An 18,410-nucleotide genomic window follows, 5' to 3' on the forward strand; every position below is an offset into this window, starting at 1 on the left:
ACTTCGCGCGGTCCCCCTCCCCGTATCGGGGAGGAATCAGAAATCACCGCCCGTCCCGACGCCCCAACAACCGCAGGCGGAGCGCGTTGAGCTTGATGAAGCCCGCGGCGTCGCGCTGGTCATAGGCGCCGGCGTCGTCTTCGAAAGTGACGACCTTTTCCGAATAGAGCGTGTTCGGCGACTTGCGGCCGACGACATAGACGCCGCCTTTGTAGAGCTTGAGCCGGACGGTGCCGGTGACCTTCTCCTGGCTATGGTCGATCGCGGCCTGGAGCATCTCGCGCTCGGGGCTGAACCAGAAGCCGTTGTAGATCAGCTCGGCATAGCGCGGGGCCAGCTCGTCCTTCAGATGCGCCGCGCCGCGATCCAGCGTGATCTGCTCGATGCCGCGATGGGCGAGGTGATAGATGGTGCCGCCCGGGGTCTCGTACATGCCGCGCGACTTCATGCCGACGAAGCGGTTCTCGACCAGATCGAGCCGGCCGATGCCGTGCTTGCGGCCATATTCGTTGAGCGTTTCGAGCAGGGTCGCCGGGCTCATTCCCACGCCATTGATCGCGACGCCGTCACCGCGCTCGAAATCGATCGTGATGAACTCGGGCGCGTCGGGGGCGTCCTCGGGGTTGACGGTGCGCGAATAGACATAGTCGGGCACCTCCTCCCACGGATCCTCGAGCACCTTACCCTCGGACGAAGTGTGGAGCATGTTCGCGTCGGTCGAGAAGGGCGATTCGCCGCGCTTGTCCTTGGGCACCGGAATCTGGTGGGCCTCGGCGAAGGCGATCAGCGCGGTGCGGCTGGTCAGGTCCCATTCGCGCCATGGCGCGATCACGCGGATGTCGGGGGCGAGGCCATAATAGCCAAGCTCGAAGCGGACCTGGTCATTGCCCTTGCCGGTCGCGCCATGGCTGACCGCATCGGCCCCGACCATCCGGGCGATCTCGATCTGGCGCTTGGCGATCAGCGGGCGGGCGATCGAGGTGCCGAGCAGATAAAGGCCTTCATAGAGCGCGTTGGCGCGCATCATCGGGAAGACATAATCCTTCACGAACTCCTCGCGGAGATCGTCGATGAAGATGTGCTTGTCGGGCACGCCCATCAGCTTCGCCTTGGCGCGGGCGGGCTCCAGCTCCTCACCCTGGCCGAGATCGGCGGTGAAGGTGACGACCTCGCACTGATAGGTCTGCTGCAGCCATTTGAGGATCACGCTCGTGTCGAGCCCCCCCGAAAAGGCCAGCACCACCTTCTTCACGTCGCTCATTATCGTCTCCAACCCGCCCCATATCGGCGCGCGGCCCTTGCCATGCGGGGGCGCGGCATTCAAGCTCTAGCGCCGTTCGAAGTCCGGAGAGTTGCATGCGTGTCCTGCTGGCCCTTGCCGCGTTGGCCCTGTCGGCCGCCGCCTCGGCGCAGGAGCTGCCGATGACCCGCGAGGGGCTCGACAGCGCGATCGGCCAATATTTCGCCGGGGCTGACCGCAATGGCGACGGCCGGCTCGACCGCGAGGAGACCGCCGCGATCCTCGGCTTCGCCCGCTCGATGCTGACGGCGCGGCGCGACGCGGAGCCTTTCATTCTCGACACGGGACCCGATGGCCGCCCCCGGCTATCGCTCAACGAAAATGGTCCGCTGAGCCAGGGTGGCATGGCCGACATGCTCTACCGGCGAACCGACGCCGATGGCGACGGCGCGCTTTCGCTGGCCGAGGTTCGCGCCGCCGGGCGCGAGGCGTTCGACCTCGCCGACCGCGACCATGACGGGATATTGGACGATCAGGAGCGCGAAGCGGCAAAGAAGAAGATCGGGCTGCTGAGCAAGGTCTTCGGAGGCTGATCGACATTTCAACTTGGAAATAACGATTTCAGCGTCGAACTATCGCCGCAAGATTCGCGTTCTAGACCCCATCTCAGGGCGGATCGGCCTTTCCCTGTTGTGCCCGGTCCGCCCACCTGTTCGCTTATCTGAAGGATGCCGCTGATGAAGAAGACCACCTGGATCGCCGGAGCCGCGCTTGCCGCCACGCTCGGCGTCGCCGCCTATGCCGCCGCCCCCGATGGCCCACCGAACACCCGCGCCGAAGTGCAGGCGCGCGTCGCCGAGCAGTTCAAGAAGGCCGACACCAATGGCGATGGCTTCGTCACCAAGGCCGAAGCCGACGCCGCACGGGCGGCGATGAAGGCGAAATTCGCCGAGCGCCGCGCCGAACGCCGCGACGAGCGCTTTGCCGCGCTCGACACCGACAAGAACGGCGCGCTGTCGAAAGAAGAATTCTCCGTCCGCCAGCGCCCGGGAGGCGGCGATGGCGAGCATCGCGGCCATGGCCGTCACGGCATGCATCGTGGCGGCATGGGCGGCGGCCATTTCGGCATGGGCGGCATGTGGTTCGACCGCGCCGACGCCAATAAAGACGGTAAGGTAAGCCTGGCCGAAGCCTCGGCCGGCGCGCTGGCGATGTTCGACCGGGTCGACACCAACAAGGACGGCACGATCAGCCCCGAAGAGCACAAGGCCGCCCGCGACGCGATGCGCGCCAAGTGGCAGGAACGCCGCGCCGGCAAGGAAGGCTGAGCCTTATCCCTCTCCCTTCGAAAGAGGGCGGCTCTAAACCAATGAGCACTCCGCTCATCCTGAGTAGCCATTGAGCGAAGTCGAAATGGCGTATCGAAGGACCTCCTTCGATACGGGTCTTCGCCAAGCTCAGCCCATACTCAGGATGAGCGGATTTGTTTAAATCATGCTCAGTTCGCTTCGAACTCGAGGATCACCGCATCCACCGCGAGGCTGTCGCCCGGCTTGGCGGCGACGGTCTTGACCACGCCCGCCTTCTCCGCACGCAGGATATTCTCCATCTTCATCGCTTCGACGACGGCGAGCGGCTGACCCGCCTCGACCTTCGCGCCCGCCTCGACATGGATCGCGGTGACCAGGCCCGGCATCGGGCACAGCAGGAAGCGCGACATGTCCGGCGGGATCTTTTCGATCATGTGATGTGACAGCGCCGCGACCGTCGGGCTCAACACGCGCAGATTGTGGCTCGCGCCGCGCGTCGTGAAACGCCAGCCGGTGCGCTTGCGCTCGACACGCAGCGACAGCGCCTCGCCGTCGACCACCGCCTCGACCAGCCGCTGGCCCGGCACATAGGGCGCGTCGACCACGACCGAAACGCCGTCGACCGTCACCGCATCACCCGCCAGTTCGATCGTGCGCTCGACACCGTCGAGGGTGACGACCCAGCTGGTCGCGGGATCGGCAGGCCCGTTCAGCCGGCCGTCGATCAGCCCGGCGCGGGCGGCGTCGACGCTGGCGAGGACACCCGCGATCGCGGCAAGGCGCAGGCTCAGCGTCTCGCTGCCCGCGGCGCCGGTGAAGCCCTCGGGATATTCCTCGGCGATGAAGCCGGTGGTGATGTTGCCCGAGCGGAAACGCGGATGCTGCATCAGCGCCGACAGGAAATCGATGTTGTGGCCGATGCCGTCGATCTCGAACCGGTCGAGCGCGGCGATCTGCTTGTCGATCGCCTGTTCGCGCGTCGCACCATGGGTGATCAGCTTGGCGATCATCGGATCGTAGAACATCGAGATTTCGGAGCCTTCATAGACCCCGTCGTCGACGCGGACCTCATCCACCTCCGCCGGCGGCCGGTAGCGCACCAGACGGCCGGTCGACGGCAGGAAGCCGCGATAGGGGTCCTCGGCATAGACGCGGTTCTCGACCGCCCAGCCATTGATCTTCACGTCATCCTGGGTGAGCGCGAGCCTCTCGCCATAGGCGACACGGATCATCTGCTCGACGAGGTCGAGACCGGTGATGCATTCGGTGACGGGATGCTCGACCTGGAGACGGGTGTTCATCTCAAGGAAGTAGAAGCCTTCACCGGTCGTGTCGGCGCCCGAGACGATCAGCTCGACCGTGCCCGCGCTGTAATAGCCGACTGCGCGGGCGAGCGCGACGCACTGCTCGCCCATCGCCTTGCGCATCTTCGGGGTGACGAAGGGCGACGGGGCTTCCTCGACCACCTTCTGGTGGCGGCGCTGGATCGAGCATTCGCGCTCGTTCAGGTAGAGAATGTTGCCATGCTTATCGCCGAGGATCTGGATCTCGATGTGGCGCGGGCTCTCGATGAATTTTTCGATGAAGACGCGGTCGTCGCCGAAGCTGGCGAGCCCCTCGCGCTTCACGCTCTCGAAATTCTCGCGGACGTCCTTCTCGGAATAGGCGAGCCGCATGCCCTTGCCGCCGCCGCCCGCCGACGCCTTCATCATCACCGGATAGCCGATGCCGTTGGCGATCTCGACGGCGTGATCGGTCGAATCGATCTCGCCGACATAGCCGGGGACGACGTTGACGCCCGCCTGCTTGGCGAGTTTCTTGGACTCGATCTTGTCGCCCATCGCCGCGATCGCGCCGACCGGCGGGCCGATGAAGGCGATGCCGGCGGCGTCGAGCGCCTCGGCGAAGCTCGTCCGCTCCGACAGGAAGCCATAGCCGGGGTGCACCGCCTCGGCGCCAGTCGCCTTGCAGGCGGCGATGATCTTGTCGGCGATCAGATAGGATTCCGACGCGGGCGGCGGTCCGATATGGACGGCCTCGTCGGCCATCTCGACATGCGGCGCGCGCGCGTCGGCATCCGAATAGACCGCAACGGTCTTGATGCCCATCCGCCGGGCGGTCTTGATCACGCGGCAGGCGATTTCACCACGATTGGCGATCAGGATTTTTTTGAACATCTCAGCTTCCGAAAAGGGCGTTGAAGATTTTTTGGTCGGCGAATTCCACGAAGATCGATTGCCCGCCCGCCATATTGGTCGAAATAGTGATATGTGCCTGCGTGAAAGGCGACGGCTTCCATTGCCAATCCGCCCCCCGCGCGTTGAATATTTCTTGCCCGGCTTTTCGGCGCAGCGCGGCCTGAAGTTCGACGGCCGAGGGTGCGGCCGCGGCATCGATCGCGGCCATGCACGTCCAGACATTGGCATCGCGCGCCGGGGTCGGCCTTCCCGAATGGACGAGTTCGATATGGGGCAACTTCCACACATCCAGCTCCGTGCCGGCATCGCTCTGCTGGGTCTGCCTATACGCCCAGCCCGATTGTTTCAGCTCGTCGGAGAAGCGTTCGGGGCTGGCCACGCTGTCGATGCACAGCCGTTCGATGAAGTCGGCGATGATCGGCGCATTCGCAGAGGTGTTGGTCGCGGACAGCGCCGGCAGCTTGCCCGGCGAGGCCGGAGAACATGCCGCGACACCGAGCATCGCAAGCGATGCGACGACAGGAACGATGGCCGAGCGGATCATTCGGCCACAAGCTCCACCTTGCACGGCGCCGCCATCGGCGTGACACCCAGCTTCGCAAACAGCGCGGCGTCCTTGTCGTCGCCGGCATTGCCCGTGGTCAGCAGCTTGTCGCCGGTGAAGATCGAGTTTGCGCCCGCCATGAAGCACAGCGCCTGCGCCGCGTCGGACATGCTCTCGCGGCCCGCCGACAGGCGGACCATCGAGCCCGGCATGGTGATCCGCGCGACCGCGACGGTTCGGACGAACTCGATCTCGTCGATCTTGGCCAGGGGGGTATCGGCGAGCATGTCGCCCAGCACCGTGCCCTTGACCGGGACCAGCGCGTTGACCGGCACGCTTTCGGGGTGAATCGGCAAGGTCGCCAGCGCGTGGATGAAGCCGACCCGGTCGGCGCGGGTCTCGCCCATGCCGACGATGCCGCCGCAACACACGTTGATCCCCGCCTCGCGGACATGTTCGAGCGTCTCAATACGGTCCTCAAACGTCCGGGTGGTGATCACTTCCTGATAACGCTCGGGCGCGGTATCGATATTGTGGTTGTAATAGTCGAGCCCGGCATCGGCGAGCGTCTTCGCCTGATCGCCGGTGAGCATGCCCAGCGTCATGCAGGTTTCCATGCCCATCTGGCGAACGCCCTTCACCATTTCGACGATGGCGGGCATGTCGCGGTCCTTCGGGTTGCGCCAGGCAGCCCCCATGCAGAAGCGGGTCGAGCCATTGTCCTTGGCCTGCGCCGCCGACTGCAGCACCGCGCGCACGTCCATCAGCTTGGTCGCCTTGAGGCCCGTCTCGGCGTGGACCGACTGGTTGCAATAGCCGCAATCCTCGGGGCAGCCGCCGGTCTTGATCGAAAGCAGGGTCGACAACTGGACAGCGTTCGCCTCGTGATGCGCGCGGTGGCTGGCCTGCGCCTGCCACAGCAGATCGTTGAACGGCAGGTCGAACAGTGCCGCGATCTCGGCGCGGCTCCAGTCTGACCGGACGGCCGGGCGGGTCTGGCTATGGGCGTTCATTCGGCCGCCTCCACGCCCTCGGGCGGCTGGTTGTGGCCGAGCAGGCGCAGCACCTCGGTCGCCGCGCTGACGAGGTTGGTGCCGGGGCCGAAAATGCCCTGCACGCCCGCGTCGCGGAGGAACTGATAGTCCTGCGCGGGGATGACGCCGCCCGCGATCACCTTGATGTCGCTGCGGCCCGCCTCGCGCAGATGGCCGATCAGTTCGGGGATCAGCGTCTTGTGACCCGCCGCGAGGCTCGACGCGCCGACCACGTCGACATCGGCCTTGATGGCGAGATCGGCGGCTTCCTTCGGCGTCTGGAACAGCGGCCCGGCGACCACTTCGAAACCAAGATCGCCGAACGCCGAGGAAACGAGGTTCGCGCCGCGGTCGTGGCCGTCCTGGCCCATCTTGGCGACGAGCATGCGCGGCTTGCGGCCCTTGCGCCGCTCGATCGCATTGACGCCTTCGATCAGGCCGGTCCAGCGCGCGTCGTCGCCATAGGCGCCGCCATAGATGCCCTTGACGGGGGTCGGGTTGGTGCCGAAGCGGCCGAACACCTCTTCCATCGCCGCCGAGATTTCACCCAGCGTGGCGCGGGCGCGGGCGCAGTCTACCGCGAGGGCGAGGAGGTTCTCCTTGCCGCGCGCGCCCTCGGTCAACGCCTTGAGCGCTGCCTGGCACTTCGCTTCGTCGCGCCCGGCCTTGACCTTGGCGATGCGGGCGATCTGCGCCTCGCGCACCGCGACATTGTCGACGTCGAGAATGTCGATCGGATCTTCCTGCGCCAGCTTGTACTTGTTGACGCCGACGATCACCTCTTCGACGCGGTCGATCCGCGCCGCCTTGGCCGCCGAAGCCTCCTCGATCATCGCCTTTGGCCAGCCCGCCGCCACGGCCTTCGCCATACCGCCGTCGGCCTCGACCTTCTCGATGATCGCCCAGGCCTTGTCGACCAGCTCCTGAGTCAGACTCTCGACATAATAGGAGCCGCCGAGCGGATCGACGACCTTGGTCATCCCGGTCTCTTCCTGGATGACGATCTGGGTGTTGCGCGCGATGCGGGCCGAGAAGTCGGTCGGCAGCGCGATCGCCTCGTCGAGCGCGTTGGTGTGGAGCGACTGGGTGCCGCCCAGCATTGCCGCCATCGCCTCGATCGTGGTGCGCATGACGTTGTTGTACGGGTCTTGCTCGGTCAGCGAGACGCCCGAGGTCTGGCAATGGGTGCGCAGCATTTTCGAGCGCTCGTCCTTCGCGCCGAGCTGGGTCATCACCCGGTGCCACAGCACGCGCGCGGCGCGCAGCTTGGCGATCTCCATGAAGAAGTTCATGCCGATCGCGAAGAAGAAGCTGAGCCGCCCGGCGAACTTGTCGATATCGAGGCCCGAGGCGACGCCATATTTCACATATTCCATGCCGTCGGCGATGGTGAAGGCGAGCTCCTGGACCTGCGTCGCCCCGGCTTCCTGCATGTGATAGCCCGAGATCGAGATCGAGTTGAATTTGGGCATGTTCGCCGAAGTGAAGGCGAAGATGTCCGAGATGATCCGCATGCTCGGCTCGGGCGGGTAGATATAGGTGTTGCGGACCATGAACTCCTTGAGAATGTCGTTCTGGATGGTCCCGTCGAGCTGGGCCTGGGGTACGCCCTGCTCCTCGCCCGCGACGATGAAGAAGGCGAGGATCGGGATCACCGCGCCGTTCATCGTCATGCTGACCGACATCTGATCGAGCGGGATGCCGTCGAACAGAATCTTCATGTCGTCGATCGTGTCGATCGCCACGCCCGCCTTGCCGACGTCGCCGGTCACGCGCGGATGATCGCTGTCGTAACCGCGATGGGTGGCGAGGTCGAAGGCGACCGACAGGCCCTTCTGTCCCGCCTTCAGGTTGCGATGATAGAAGGCGTTCGACGCCTCGGCGGTCGAAAAGCCCGCATATTGACGGATCGTCCAGGGCCGCCCGGTATACATGGTGGCGCGCACCCCGCGCGTGAAGGGCGCGAAACCCGGCAGGCCGGGATCGATCCCGGCGACATCCTCGGCGGTGTAGAGCGGCTTGACGGCGATGCCCTCGGGCGTGGCCCAGGTCAGGTTCTTTCCCTTGACCTCTTTGTCGGCGGCAGCCTGCCAGTCCGCGAGGGTCTTGTCGGTCATCTCAGCGTCCCTTGAAAATCGGCTTGCGCTTCTCGCCGAAGGCCGCGACCGCTTCGCGGAAGTCCTCGGTGAAGCCTGCCTTGCTCTGATGCTTGCGCTCGGTCTCCAGCGTCTCGGCGAGGGTCTGGTTCAGCGCCATCGCGACCTGCTTGCGGATATAACCGATCGCTACGCTCGGTCCGTGCGCGAGCTTCGTCGCGATCGCCCGCGCCTCGTCCAGCACCGCTTCGTCGTCGGCGACGCGCGTCACCAGTCCGGCGTCGAGCGCCTCCTCGGCGGATAATTTTTCCCCAAGCAGCGCCAATTCGAGCGCCTTTGTCCGGCCCGCGCCCTTGGCGATCAGCCACGTCACGCCGGCATCGGGCACCAGGCCGATATTGACGAAGGCGAGCAGAAGATAGGCCGACCGTGCCATCACCGTGATGTCAGCGGTGAGTGCCAGACCCATGCCTGCGCCGACCGCCGGCCCGTTGATCGCACTGATCACCGGAATGTCCAGATCGGCGAGCTTGCGGACGAAGGGGTTGTAATAGTTGTCGAGCAACTCCCCCAGATCATCGGGCAGACCATCATAGCCCTCGTCGGCGACCAGGTCGGCCCCCGCGCAGAAGGCCCGGCCCTCGCCGGTCAGGATCAGCGCGCGCGCGCCATTCGCCCGCGCGGCGTCGATTGCGGCGCTCGCTTCCTCGAAGAGTTGCGGCGTCAGCGCGTTCATCCGGTGGGGACGGTCGATCGTGATCGTCGCGACCTTGTCGTTCAGATCGAGGCGGATCGTCTTGTACGTCAATGTTCCGCCCCCTCCTTGGGGGTTTCCATGATCTCGGTCAGCACCCCGCCCATATCCTTGGGGTGGACGAAGAAGATCAACGTGCCGTGTGCGCCAATGCGCGGTTCGCCGAGCACCTTGGCGCCCTTGCTTTCGAACCAGGCCTTGGCGGCATGGATGTCAGGCACTTCATAGCAGAGATGATGCTGGCCGCCCGCCGGGTTCTTGGCGAGGAACCCATGGATCGGGGATGCCTCGCCCAGCGGCTCGATCAGTTCGATCTGGCTGTTGGGCGTGTCGACGAAACAGACTTTCACCCCCTGCGCGGGCAGGTCGAAGGGTTCGCGGATCACCTCCGCGCCCATCACCTCGCGGTAGAAGGCGATACTCTTTTCGATCGACGGGGTCGCGACCCCGACATGGTTCAGGCGGCCGAGCTTCATGATCAGACCCTTTCGATGACCATGGCGATGCCCTGGCCGCCGCCGATGCACATGGTGATCAGGCCATAGCGTCCGCCGGTGCGCGCCAATTCATAGACCGCCTTGACGGTCAGGATCGCTCCAGTCGCGCCAACGGGATGGCCAAGCGCGACGCCTGAGCCGTTTGGATTGAGCTTCTCCGGATCGAAACCAAGCTCCTGCGCCACCGCGCAGGCCTGCGCCGCGAAGGCTTCGTTCGATTCGATCACGTCGATATCGGCCAGGTTCAGTCCGGCGCGATCGAGGGCGATCGGCACAGCCTTGACCGGCCCGATTCCCATATAGAGCGGTTCGACCCCGGCATGCCCCCAGCCCAGAACACGGGCAAGCGGCTTGAGCCCCTTCTCGTCAACGGCCTTCCTGCTTGCCAGCACGACCATCGCCGCGCCGTCGTTGATGCCGCTGGCATTGGCTGCTGTGACGCTGCCATCCTTCTTGAACACCGGGCGGAGCTTGGCCATGTCCTCCAAAGAAACATCACCGCGCACATGTTCGTCGGTATCGAAGGCCACCACGCCCTTGCGCGTCTTGACCTCGACGGGAACGATCTGCGCCTTGAAGCGGCCCTCGGCGATCGCCTTTGCCGCGCGCTGGTGCCCCTGCACGGCCAGCGCGTCCTGCGCCTCGCGCGTGATCTGGTAGCGTTCGGCGACATTCTCCGCAGTAATGCCCATATGGACCTTGTCGAACGGGTCGCTCAGCGCCTCGATCAGGCCGTCGGTCATTTCGACATTGCCCATCTTGGTGCCCCAGCGCGCGCCCTTCACGACATGGGGCACCCGGCTCATATTTTCCGCGCCGCCAGCGATCACGATATCGGCTTCGCCCAGCGCCAGCATCTTCGCCCCAGTGACGATCGCTTCTACGCCCGATCCGCACAACCGGTTGAGGGTCAGCGCGGGCGCTTCGATCGGCAGGCCCGCCTTTACCCCGACAACGCGCGCAAGATAGGCATCGCGCGGCTCGGTCGGCATCACCTGGCCCATCACGATGTTCTGCACATCGCCGGGCTGGATACCGGCGCGCTCGATCGCCGCGGCGGCAACCGTCACGCCGAGGTCGGCCGGCGGCACGTCCTTGAGCGCGCCACCGAAGTCGCCGATTGCGGTCCGTGCGGCGCCGACGATGTAGATGTCTTCCATTCCCTATCACTCCATGTCCCGCCGCAAAGGCGGATGCTGCGACAATGATCGTCTTTCCTTCTTCACCCCTCGCGATCCCGGGGGTGACTGGGGAGGGAAGGTTCAGAGCGGAATGTTGTCGTGCTTCTTCCAGGGATTTTCGAGGCTCTTGTTCTTGAGCTTGCGCAGGCCGAGCGCGATCCGCCGCCGCGTCGAATGCGGCATGATCACCTCGTCGATGAAACCCTTCGACGCCGCCACGAACGGGTTGGCGAAACGGTCCTCATATTCCTTGGTGCGCTGCGCGATCTTCTCGGGGTCGTTCATGTCCTTGCGGAAGATGATCTCGACCGCGCCCTTCGCGCCCATCACCGCGATCTCGGCGGTCGGCCAGGCATAGTTGAGGTCGCCGCGCAGATGCTTGGAGGCCATCACGTCATAGGCGCCGCCATAGGCCTTGCGGGTGATGACGGTGATCTTCGGCACGGTCGCCTCGCCATAGGCGAAGAGCAGCTTCGCGCCATGCTTGATGATGCCGTTATGTTCCTGCGCGGTGCCGGGCAGGAAGCCGGGGACGTCGACGAAGGTGACGATCGGAATGTCGAACGCGTCGCAGAAGCGGACGAAGCGCGCCGCCTTCTTCGACGAGGCGATGTCGAGGCAACCCGCGAGCACCAGCGGCTGGTTGGCGACGATGCCGACCGGGCGGCCCTCGATCCGGCCGAAGCCGATGATGATGTTGCCGGCATGGTTGGGCTGGACCTCGAAGAAGTCGCCTTCGTCGACGACCTTCGCGATCAGCTCCTTCATGTCATAGGGCTTGGTCGCGCTGTCCGGGATCAGCGTGTCGAGGCTCGCCTCGGTCCGGTCCCAAGGATCGTCGGTCGGCCGGGTCGGCAGCTCGTGCCGGTTGGACAGCGGCAGGAAGTCGACGAACTCGCGGACGCTGAGCAGCGCCTCGATGTCGTTCTCGAAGGCGTTGTCGGCGACCGAGGTCTTGGTGGTGTGGGTGACCGCGCCGCCCAGTTCCTCCTGCGTCACCACCTCGTTGGTGACGGTCTTCACCACGTCCGGGCCGGTGACGAACATGAAGGACGAATCCTTCACCATGAAGATGAAGTCCGTCATTGCCGGCGAATAGACCGCCCCGCCCGCGCAGGGCCCCATGATCACGCTGATCTGGGGCACCACGCCCGACGCCAGGATGTTGCGCTGGAACACCTCGGCATAGCCGCCGAGCGACGCGACGCCCTCCTGGATGCGCGCGCCGCCGGAGTCGTTGAGGCCGATCACGGGCGCGCCGACCTTCATCGCCATATCCATGATCTTGCAGATCTTCTGGGCGTGCCGCTCGCTGAGCGCACCGCCATAGACGGTGAAGTCCTGGCTGAAGACGAAGACAAGACGGCCGTTGATCGTGCCCGATCCGGTGACGACGCCGTCACCCGGGATATGCTCCTGCTCCATGCCGAAGTCGGTGCAATTATGCTCGACATACATGTCGAGCTCCTCGAACGAGCCGTTGTCGACCAGCACCTCGATCCGCTCGCGCGCGGTGAGCTTGCCCTTCTTGTGCTGCGCCTCGATGCGCTTCTCGCCGCCGCCCAGCCGGGCCGCTGCGCGTTTTTCTTCGAGCTTCTGCAGGATCGCCAGCATCTGGGCACTCTGCTCCCTTGTTGGATTCGTCGCGGGCCGCCTTTCCAAGCTTTGGCGGATAAGGCAAATGTGAACTTGCGGAATTGCGAAGTCTCTATTTGCGGAATAGACTTGGTTCAACGACCTCTCCCCGCTCATCCTGAGTAAGGGCTGAGCGAAGGCGAAGACCGCATCGAAGGACGGCTCCTTCGAGATGTCACTTCGACAAGCTCAGTGACTCCTCAGGATGAGCGGTGAGAGCTGGGTGGAGACACAATATGGCCAGACGCACCGGAACACGCCTGTTCGCCGGGCATGAACTGCGCACGCTGCGCCAGCGGGCCGGACTCGGGCAGGCGGCGATGGCGGCGCGGGTCGGGCTGTCGGTGTCCTATCTGTCGCAGCTGGAGAATGACGACCGTCCCGTGACCGCCGCCGTCACCGAGGCCTTTGCCCGCGCCTTTCCGATCGATTGGAACGCCGCGCAGGCCGACGATGCCGAGCGGCGCCTGGCATCATTGCGTGACGCCTTCGCCAACCCGCTGTTCGCGGCGGACCCGTTCAGCCCGCAGGCGCTGCACCGCGCGGTCGAGCAGCAGCCGCTGTTCGCCGACCATTTCATCCGCCTGCACGACGCCTATCGCCGCGCCGAGGAACGGCTGCAAATGGTCGACGACCGGATCGACAGCGGCGTGCCGGGTGACGACCGCCTGCCCTGGGAGGAGGTCCGCGACTGGTTCCACGAGGCGGGCAACTATGTCGACAGCATCGACCGCGCCGCCGAGGGTCTGGCGCAGGAACTCGATGCGGAGCCGCTGTCCGAGGCGCTGATCGCGCATGTGCTCAAGGCTCGCCATGGAGTCGATGTCGTCATCGCCAGCGACGATGGCGGCCTGCTGCGCCGCTTCGACCGGGCACGCGGGCTGCTGGCGATCGGCGCGGCCCAGCCGGCGGAGACGCGCCGCTTCATGATGGCGCATCAGCTCGCCCAGCTCGAGTTCCGCGATCCGATCGCCGCAGTCGCGGGGGAGGCGCGGCTGCGCGCAGCGGAATCCTATCCGCTGCTCTCGGTCGGCCTCGCCAATTATGCGGCGGGGGCGCTGCTGATGCCCTATGGCCGCTTTCGCGACACCGCACGGGCGATGCGCCACGACATCGACCGCCTATGCCAGCGCTTCGGGGTGAGCTTCGAACAGGCCTGCCACCGGCTGTCGACCCTGCAGCGCCCCGCCGAACGCGGCGTACCCTTCTTCTTCTGCCGGGTCGACATGGCGGGCAACATCACCAAACGCCATTCGGCGACGCGGCTGCAATTCGCCCGCTTCGGCGGGGCCTGTCCATTGTGGATCGTCCATGAGGCGGTGGCGATCCCCGACCGCATCCTCGTGCAGCTCGCCGAAATGCCCGATGGCGTCCGCTATGTCTCGATGGCCAAGGGGCTGGTGAAACCCTCGGGCAGCTTCACCCGCGCGCCGCGCCGCTTCGCCGTCGCGCTCGGCTGCGAGGTCGAGCATGCCCGCGACTTCATCTACGCCGACGCGCTCGACACGGCCAATATCGAGGCGGCGACCCCGATCGGGGTCTCATGCCGTCTCTGCCCGCGCCAATATTGCGACCAGCGCGCTTTCCCCCCGGCGGGCCGTCCGATCGACGTCGATGCCGACCGGCGCGACGTGGTGCCCTATCGCGTGGCCTAGAAAGCTCAGAAGGACGGAACCGGCGCCTCGCCCGAATAATCGTAGAAGCCCTTGCCCGTCTTCCGGCCGAGCCAGCCCGCCTCGACCATCTTGGTCAGGATCGGCGCCGGGCGATATTTCGGATCGCCGAAGTCCGCCTGGAACACCTTGAGCACCTCTACGATCGTGTCGAGGCCCACCATGTCCGCGAGGGTCAGCGGGCCCATCGGATGGCCGCAGCCCAGCTTCATGCCGGCGTCGATATCGGGAATCGACGCCAGCCGCTCGCCCGCCGCGAAGGCAGCTTCGTTGAGCAGCGGCAGCAGGATGCGGTTGACGACGAAGCCCGGACTGTCGGTCGCCAGGATCGTGGTCTTGCCGGTGCGGCGGCCGAATTCCTCGGCAGCGGTCACCGCCGCCTCGCCGGTGGCCAGCCCCTTGATCAGTTCGAGCAGCGGCATCAGCGGCACCGGATTGAAGAAATGCATGCCGATGAAGCGCTGCGGATCGGGCGCCGCCTGCGCCAGCCGGGTGATCGAGATCGACGAGGTGTTGGTGGCGAGGATCGCATTGGGGGCGAGCACCTTGCCGATATTCTCGAAGATCTGGCGCTTGATCGGCTCACGTTCGGTCGCCGCCTCGATGATGATGTCGGCGGCCCGCATCGGCTCGAGATCGGCGACGGGAACCAGCAGATCCGCCGCGCGGTCGCGCTTGTCGGCTTCGAGCTTGCCGCGCTCGACCGCCTTGTCGAGCATCTTGACGATCCCGGCCTTGCCCTTCTGTGCGACTTCGAGCGAAACATCGGAAAGCAGGACCTGGATCCCTGCCTGGGCCGCGATCTGCGCGATGCCCGCACCCATCTGTCCCGCGCCGACTACCCCGATGACGTCCATGACCAAGCTCCCAAACACCTGTTTGGTGGCCCTTATCCTCCTGCTGCCGCCTTCGCAACCGCAACATTCCATTCCGAGCGGGTTTCGGGATCGGGTTCTTCCGCTTCGCGCTCCGGGCGCTCGGCCTCGAAGGCAAGAGGATCGAGCCGGGCGAGCGCCCAGACCGCCGCGCCGCGCACCACCGCCGCTGGATCGTCGAGCAGCGCGCGGACCGGTGGAATCAAATCGCCGCGGCCGCTATTGCCCGCCGCGATCAGCGCGTTGCGAATCATGCGGTCGCGGCCGATCCGCTTGATCGGCGATCCGGCGAACACCGCGCGAAAGCCGGCATCGTCGAGGCCCAGCAGATCGATGAGTTCGGGCGCTGCCAGCTCGGCACGCGCGGCAAAGGCGCGGTTGGCGGCGGCGTCCTCGGCGAACTTGTTCCAGGGACAGACCGCCAGACAATCATCGCAGCCATAGATGCGGTTGCCGATCGCTTGCCGGAACTCCAGCGGGATCGGCCCATGATGCTCGATCGTCAGATAGGAGATGCAGCGCCGCGCATCGACGACATAGGGGCGCGGGAAGGCGCTGGTCGGACAGGCGAACTGGCAAGCGTCACAGCTGCCGCAGCGGTCGTCATGGGCATCGTCGGGGGGCAGATCGAGCGAGGTCATGATCGCGCCGAGGAATAGCCAGCTGCCATGCTCGCGCGAGACGAGATTGCTGTGTTTGCCCTGCCAGCCGATCCCCGCCGCCGCCGAAAGCGGTTTCTCCATCACCGGCGCGGTGTCGACGAAGACCTTGAGCTCGCCGCCGGCGCGGTCGACCAGCCAGCGCGCGAGCGCCTTCAGCGCCTTCTTGACGACGTCATGATAGTCCGCTCCCTGCGCATAGACGGAAATCCGCCCGATCCCCGGCTCCGCCGCCAGCCGCAGCGGGTCCTCGCGCGGGGCATAGCTCATGCCCAGCATGATCAGGCTGCGCGCTTCGGGCCACAGCCCCTGTGGCCGGGCGCGATGATGCTTGCGCGCCTCCATCCACTCCATCGATCCATGCGCGCCCGATTCTAGCCAGTCGTCGAGCCGTGCGGCGCTCTCCGGCGCGGCATCGGCGCGCGCGAAACCGCAAGCGGCGAAGCCCAGCGCCAGCGCCTCGGCCCTGACGGCTTCGCGCAATGCGGTCGGATCGTCGGTCATCGCGACAGAAGTAATGGGAGAATGACGAAAACCAAACCGCTCTTCGTGAGAGGGTTATTTATGGCGTAACCTTCGCCAAGGTTGATGCGTATCTCCTCCGTCCCCACATCGAAGGAAGAGGAGCGGGATGATGATCGATCGCAGGACCTTGCTGGGCGCGGGCATGACCGCTGCAGTCGCCGCGATCATCGGCGGGCGGGCCTTCTCGGCCCCCAAGGAGACATTTGCCTATACGCTGAGCGACGCCGAATGGCGCAAGAAGCTGAGCCCGCTCGCTTATCAGGTGCTCCGCCAGGAAGCGACCGAGCGCGCCTTCACCAGCCCGCTCAACAAGGAGCATCGCACCGGGACCTTCACCTGCGGGGGCTGCGCCCTGCCGCTGTTTTCGTCGAAGACCAAGTTCGACAGCGGCACCGGCTGGCCGAGCTTCTACCAGCCGCTGCCCCGCGCGGTGGGCACCAGCACCGACCGGACGCTCGGGATGTCGCGGACCGAAGTCCATTGCAGCCGCTGCGGCGGCCATCTCGGCCACGTCTTCGACGATGGCCCGCCGCCGACGGGTTTGCGCTACTGCATGAACGGCGCGGCGCTGGCGTTCGTGGCGAAGGCTTAGCTTCCTTTTGATCGGCTCACGCCGATGTGCGGTGCCGGCCCGCTCCCCCGCCAACCTCCCGATCCAGCGTAATATATCGGGAGGTTGGGCGGGGGAGCGGGCCGGCACCGCACGTTTCAGCGAAGCTGAAACCTCATTCAGCCGCTTCTGCGATCTGCGTCAGATAATCGGGATCGATGATCCGGATCTTGCCCTGGGTCAGCTCGATCACCCCTTCGCTCGCCCAGGCGGCGAGCTGGCGATTGATGTTCTCGCGGCTGATGCCGACGAAGCTGCCGAGTTCGGACTGGCTGAGATCGCGCGTCAGGCGGGTGCCGTGGACCTTCTGGTCGGTCAGCCGCTTGAGATAGCGGGCGAGGCGCGGCGCGGTGGTGAAGGCGCGGTCGCTCTCGATCGTGCTGTCGGTCTCACGCAGGCGGCGCGCCATTTCGCGCAATAGCCGGATGGCGACCTTGGGATGGCGTTCGATGAAGCCTTCGAAGGCGGTGCGCGACAGGCGCAGAACCCGCCCCGGCCACATCGCGATCGCCGAAGCGGTGCGCGGCTGGCCATCGAGCACCGCGATCTCGCCGAGCACCGCGCCGGCTTCGGCGTAATCGAGGATGATCTCGCGGCCATTGGGGGTGACCATCGAAATGCGCACGACGCCGTCGAGCACGATCACCAGCGAGGTGCCCTCGTCGCCCTGGCGTAAGATCTCGTCATTGCTCCGCGTCGTCTGCAGGGTCCCGGCCGCCAGCAAATCGGCCAGCTGGTCCGCGTCGCATTCGGCGAACACGCTCCCCTTTGGCAGGTGCGCGGCAAGCTCTTCGGGTGTCATTGGAGCTCCCCCATGGGCGATCCCCTTCGCCCGGCATGGAGAAGGTGCCGACTCACCCGCGATTCTGCAAGCAATCCGTGGTTTGAGACCGTGTCACTGCCGTTACGGTCCCGGGCTCCAACCGGGCGGGGCGAGCGTGAAGCCGTCGAAATCGAACCCCGGCGCCACCACGCAGCTCACCAGCGCCCAGCCGTCGGCCGCCTCGGCCGCCTGCCACCATCCCGCCGGCACCAGCGCCTGCGGCCGCGCGCCTGCCAGCACGTCGGGCCCAACATCGATCCACTCGACCGGCCCTGCCTCGTTCGCCGCAATGCCGATGCGGAGCGGCGTTCCCGCATGGAACAGCCACATTTCGCCGGCATCGACACGGTGCCAGTGCGACCGCTGTCCCGCTTCCAGCAGGAAATAGATCGCGGTGGCATGGCCCCGGCCTTCCGTGCCCTCGCGCCATGTCTCGCGATACCAGCCGCCTTCGGGATGCGGTTTCAGCCCAAGCCGATCGATCAGCGCAGCGGGCGTCGTCAAAACAGGCCGCCGCCGATGATCAGCCGGACGATGCCGACGACCAGCACGAAGGTGTTGAGCCGCCGCCCGCTGTCGGCCTTGGACAATATGCCGAAGCCGGCCCCCATCAGCGCCAGCGGCACGATCGCCCAGTTCATCCAGCCGAGGAAGGGAAAGAAGGCGAGGATCGCACCGCACAGCGCGAAACCGCCGATGATCAGGGAAAGGAGATTGAACATGGGCACCAGCTTCCACCATGCTGCGCGGGATTGC

At 65.8% G+C, this 18,410-nt stretch carries 18 protein-coding genes; 4 read left to right on the forward strand and 14 right to left on the reverse strand.

The window, feature by feature from the left end:
* Positions 1-43 precede the first annotated feature (43 nt).
* Positions 44-1,261, reverse strand: coding sequence for an argininosuccinate synthase (locus ASE00_RS21100; RefSeq protein WP_056383842.1), 1,218 nt, complete (start codon positions 1,259-1,261; stop codon positions 44-46).
* A gap of 95 nt (positions 1,262-1,356) precedes the next feature.
* Here ASE00_RS21100 and ASE00_RS21105 point away from each other — a divergent pair, with 95 nt between their 5' ends.
* Positions 1,357-1,833, forward strand: coding sequence for a hypothetical protein (locus ASE00_RS21105; protein WP_056383710.1), 477 nt, complete (start codon positions 1,357-1,359; stop codon positions 1,831-1,833).
* A 144-nt stretch (positions 1,834-1,977) separates the two neighbouring features.
* Positions 1,978-2,568, forward strand: a complete 591-nt coding sequence (locus ASE00_RS21110; protein WP_056383845.1) for an EF-hand domain-containing protein — start codon at positions 1,978-1,980, stop codon at positions 2,566-2,568.
* A 170-nt stretch (positions 2,569-2,738) separates the two neighbouring features.
* Here ASE00_RS21110 and ASE00_RS21115 read toward each other — a convergent pair whose 3' ends face one another.
* The 8 genes from ASE00_RS21115 to ASE00_RS21150 form a co-directional block, all read right to left on the reverse strand.
* Positions 2,739-4,727, reverse strand: coding sequence for an acetyl/propionyl/methylcrotonyl-CoA carboxylase subunit alpha (locus ASE00_RS21115; protein ID WP_056383711.1), 1,989 nt, complete (start codon positions 4,725-4,727; stop codon positions 2,739-2,741).
* Position 4,728: 1 nt separating this feature from the next.
* Positions 4,729-5,292: a hypothetical protein gene (locus ASE00_RS21120; RefSeq protein ID WP_056383712.1), complete on the reverse strand. Its 564-nt coding sequence runs from the start codon at positions 5,290-5,292 to the stop codon at positions 4,729-4,731.
* The gene (bioB, locus tag ASE00_RS21125; protein WP_056383713.1) at positions 5,289-6,305 is read right to left on the reverse strand and encodes a biotin synthase BioB; all 1,017 of its coding nucleotides are present in this window, start codon (positions 6,303-6,305) and stop codon (positions 5,289-5,291) included. The genes ASE00_RS21120 and bioB overlap by 4 nt, the downstream gene beginning before the upstream one ends.
* A complete protein-coding gene (gene scpA / locus ASE00_RS21130; RefSeq protein WP_056383714.1) occupies positions 6,302-8,443 on the reverse strand; it encodes a methylmalonyl-CoA mutase in 2,142 nt (713 codons plus the stop codon). The genes bioB and scpA overlap by 4 nt, the downstream gene beginning before the upstream one ends.
* A 1-nt stretch (position 8,444) precedes the next feature.
* Positions 8,445-9,230 carry an enoyl-CoA hydratase-related protein gene (locus ASE00_RS21135; RefSeq protein ID WP_056383715.1) on the reverse strand — a complete coding sequence of 262 codons (786 nt, stop codon included), beginning with the start codon at positions 9,228-9,230 and terminating at the stop codon, positions 8,445-8,447.
* Positions 9,227-9,652, reverse strand: coding sequence for a methylmalonyl-CoA epimerase (gene mce / locus ASE00_RS21140; RefSeq protein ID WP_056383716.1), 426 nt, complete (start codon positions 9,650-9,652; stop codon positions 9,227-9,229). The genes ASE00_RS21135 and mce overlap by 4 nt, the downstream gene beginning before the upstream one ends.
* Before the next feature lie 2 nt (positions 9,653-9,654).
* Positions 9,655-10,833, reverse strand: a complete 1,179-nt coding sequence (gene bktB / locus ASE00_RS21145; RefSeq protein ID WP_056383717.1) for a beta-ketothiolase BktB — start codon at positions 10,831-10,833, stop codon at positions 9,655-9,657.
* A 102-nt stretch (positions 10,834-10,935) separates the two neighbouring features.
* Positions 10,936-12,468, reverse strand: coding sequence for an acyl-CoA carboxylase subunit beta (locus ASE00_RS21150; protein ID WP_056383718.1), 1,533 nt, complete (start codon positions 12,466-12,468; stop codon positions 10,936-10,938).
* A gap of 257 nt (positions 12,469-12,725) precedes the next feature.
* Here ASE00_RS21150 and ASE00_RS21155 point away from each other — a divergent pair, with 257 nt between their 5' ends.
* On the forward strand, positions 12,726-14,144 hold the full coding sequence (locus ASE00_RS21155) for a helix-turn-helix domain-containing protein (protein ID WP_056383719.1): 1,419 nt from the start codon (positions 12,726-12,728) through the stop codon (positions 14,142-14,144).
* A gap of 5 nt (positions 14,145-14,149) precedes the next feature.
* On the opposite strand, the gene ASE00_RS21160 is transcribed toward ASE00_RS21155, so the two are convergent.
* Both ASE00_RS21160 and queG read right to left on the reverse strand, forming a co-directional pair.
* Positions 14,150-15,019 carry a 3-hydroxyacyl-CoA dehydrogenase family protein gene (locus ASE00_RS21160; RefSeq protein WP_056383720.1) on the reverse strand — a complete coding sequence of 290 codons (870 nt, stop codon included), beginning with the start codon at positions 15,017-15,019 and terminating at the stop codon, positions 14,150-14,152.
* Between the two features lie 32 nt (positions 15,020-15,051).
* The gene (gene queG, locus ASE00_RS21165; RefSeq protein WP_056383721.1) at positions 15,052-16,200 is read right to left on the reverse strand and encodes a tRNA epoxyqueuosine(34) reductase QueG; all 1,149 of its coding nucleotides are present in this window, start codon (positions 16,198-16,200) and stop codon (positions 15,052-15,054) included.
* Positions 16,201-16,327: 127 nt separating this feature from the next.
* Between queG and msrB the strand changes: the two genes are divergently transcribed.
* A complete protein-coding gene (gene msrB, locus ASE00_RS21170; protein WP_200957983.1) occupies positions 16,328-16,813 on the forward strand; it encodes a peptide-methionine (R)-S-oxide reductase MsrB in 486 nt (161 codons plus the stop codon).
* 133 nt (positions 16,814-16,946) lie between these two features.
* Here the strand turns inward: msrB and ASE00_RS21175 are convergent, their stop codons facing one another.
* From ASE00_RS21175 to ASE00_RS21185, 3 genes are all read right to left on the reverse strand, one after another.
* A complete protein-coding gene (locus ASE00_RS21175) occupies positions 16,947-17,633 on the reverse strand; it encodes a Crp/Fnr family transcriptional regulator (RefSeq protein WP_056383722.1) in 687 nt (228 codons plus the stop codon).
* 102 nt (positions 17,634-17,735) lie between these two features.
* The gene (locus tag ASE00_RS21180; protein WP_056383723.1) at positions 17,736-18,158 is read right to left on the reverse strand and encodes a cupin domain-containing protein; all 423 of its coding nucleotides are present in this window, start codon (positions 18,156-18,158) and stop codon (positions 17,736-17,738) included.
* The gene (locus ASE00_RS21185; RefSeq protein ID WP_056383724.1) at positions 18,155-18,376 is read right to left on the reverse strand and encodes a hypothetical protein; all 222 of its coding nucleotides are present in this window, start codon (positions 18,374-18,376) and stop codon (positions 18,155-18,157) included. Before ASE00_RS21185 ends, ASE00_RS21180 begins: the two co-directional genes overlap by 4 nt.
* Positions 18,377-18,410: the final 34 nt, after the last annotated feature.

It is taken from the genome of Sphingomonas sp. Root710 (assembly GCF_001429065.1).
Lineage (GTDB): Bacteria > Pseudomonadota > Alphaproteobacteria > Sphingomonadales > Sphingomonadaceae > Rhizorhabdus.

What these genes read in the sequence shown, in the direction of transcription:
- ASE00_RS21100 (WP_056383842.1), bottom strand. Translation starts at nt 1,261, where the DNA reads ATGAGCGACGTGAAGAAGGTGGTGCTGGCCTTTTCGGGGGGGCTCGAC.
- ASE00_RS21105 (WP_056383710.1), top strand. Translation starts at nt 1,357, where the DNA reads ATGCGTGTCCTGCTGGCCCTTGCCGCGTTGGCCCTGTCGGCCGCCGCC.
- ASE00_RS21110 (WP_056383845.1), top strand. Translation starts at nt 1,978, where the DNA reads ATGAAGAAGACCACCTGGATCGCCGGAGCCGCGCTTGCCGCCACGCTC.
- ASE00_RS21115 (WP_056383711.1), bottom strand. Translation starts at nt 4,727, where the DNA reads ATGTTCAAAAAAATCCTGATCGCCAATCGTGGTGAAATCGCCTGCCGC.
- ASE00_RS21120 (WP_056383712.1), bottom strand. Translation starts at nt 5,292, where the DNA reads ATGATCCGCTCGGCCATCGTTCCTGTCGTCGCATCGCTTGCGATGCTC.
- bioB (WP_056383713.1), bottom strand. Translation starts at nt 6,305, where the DNA reads ATGAACGCCCATAGCCAGACCCGCCCGGCCGTCCGGTCAGACTGGAGC.
- scpA (WP_056383714.1), bottom strand. Translation starts at nt 8,443, where the DNA reads ATGACCGACAAGACCCTCGCGGACTGGCAGGCTGCCGCCGACAAAGAG.
- mce (WP_056383716.1), bottom strand. Translation starts at nt 9,652, where the DNA reads ATGAAGCTCGGCCGCCTGAACCATGTCGGGGTCGCGACCCCGTCGATC.
- bktB (WP_056383717.1), bottom strand. Translation starts at nt 10,833, where the DNA reads ATGGAAGACATCTACATCGTCGGCGCCGCACGGACCGCAATCGGCGAC.
- ASE00_RS21150 (WP_056383718.1), bottom strand. Translation starts at nt 12,468, where the DNA reads ATGCTGGCGATCCTGCAGAAGCTCGAAGAAAAACGCGCAGCGGCCCGG.
- ASE00_RS21155 (WP_056383719.1), top strand. Translation starts at nt 12,726, where the DNA reads ATGGCCAGACGCACCGGAACACGCCTGTTCGCCGGGCATGAACTGCGC.
- ASE00_RS21160 (WP_056383720.1), bottom strand. Translation starts at nt 15,019, where the DNA reads ATGGACGTCATCGGGGTAGTCGGCGCGGGACAGATGGGTGCGGGCATC.
- queG (WP_056383721.1), bottom strand. Translation starts at nt 16,200, where the DNA reads ATGACCGACGATCCGACCGCATTGCGCGAAGCCGTCAGGGCCGAGGCG.
- msrB (WP_200957983.1), top strand. Translation starts at nt 16,328, where the DNA reads ATGATGATCGATCGCAGGACCTTGCTGGGCGCGGGCATGACCGCTGCA.
- ASE00_RS21175 (WP_056383722.1), bottom strand. Translation starts at nt 17,633, where the DNA reads ATGACACCCGAAGAGCTTGCCGCGCACCTGCCAAAGGGGAGCGTGTTC.
- ASE00_RS21185 (WP_056383724.1), bottom strand. Translation starts at nt 18,376, where the DNA reads ATGTTCAATCTCCTTTCCCTGATCATCGGCGGTTTCGCGCTGTGCGGT.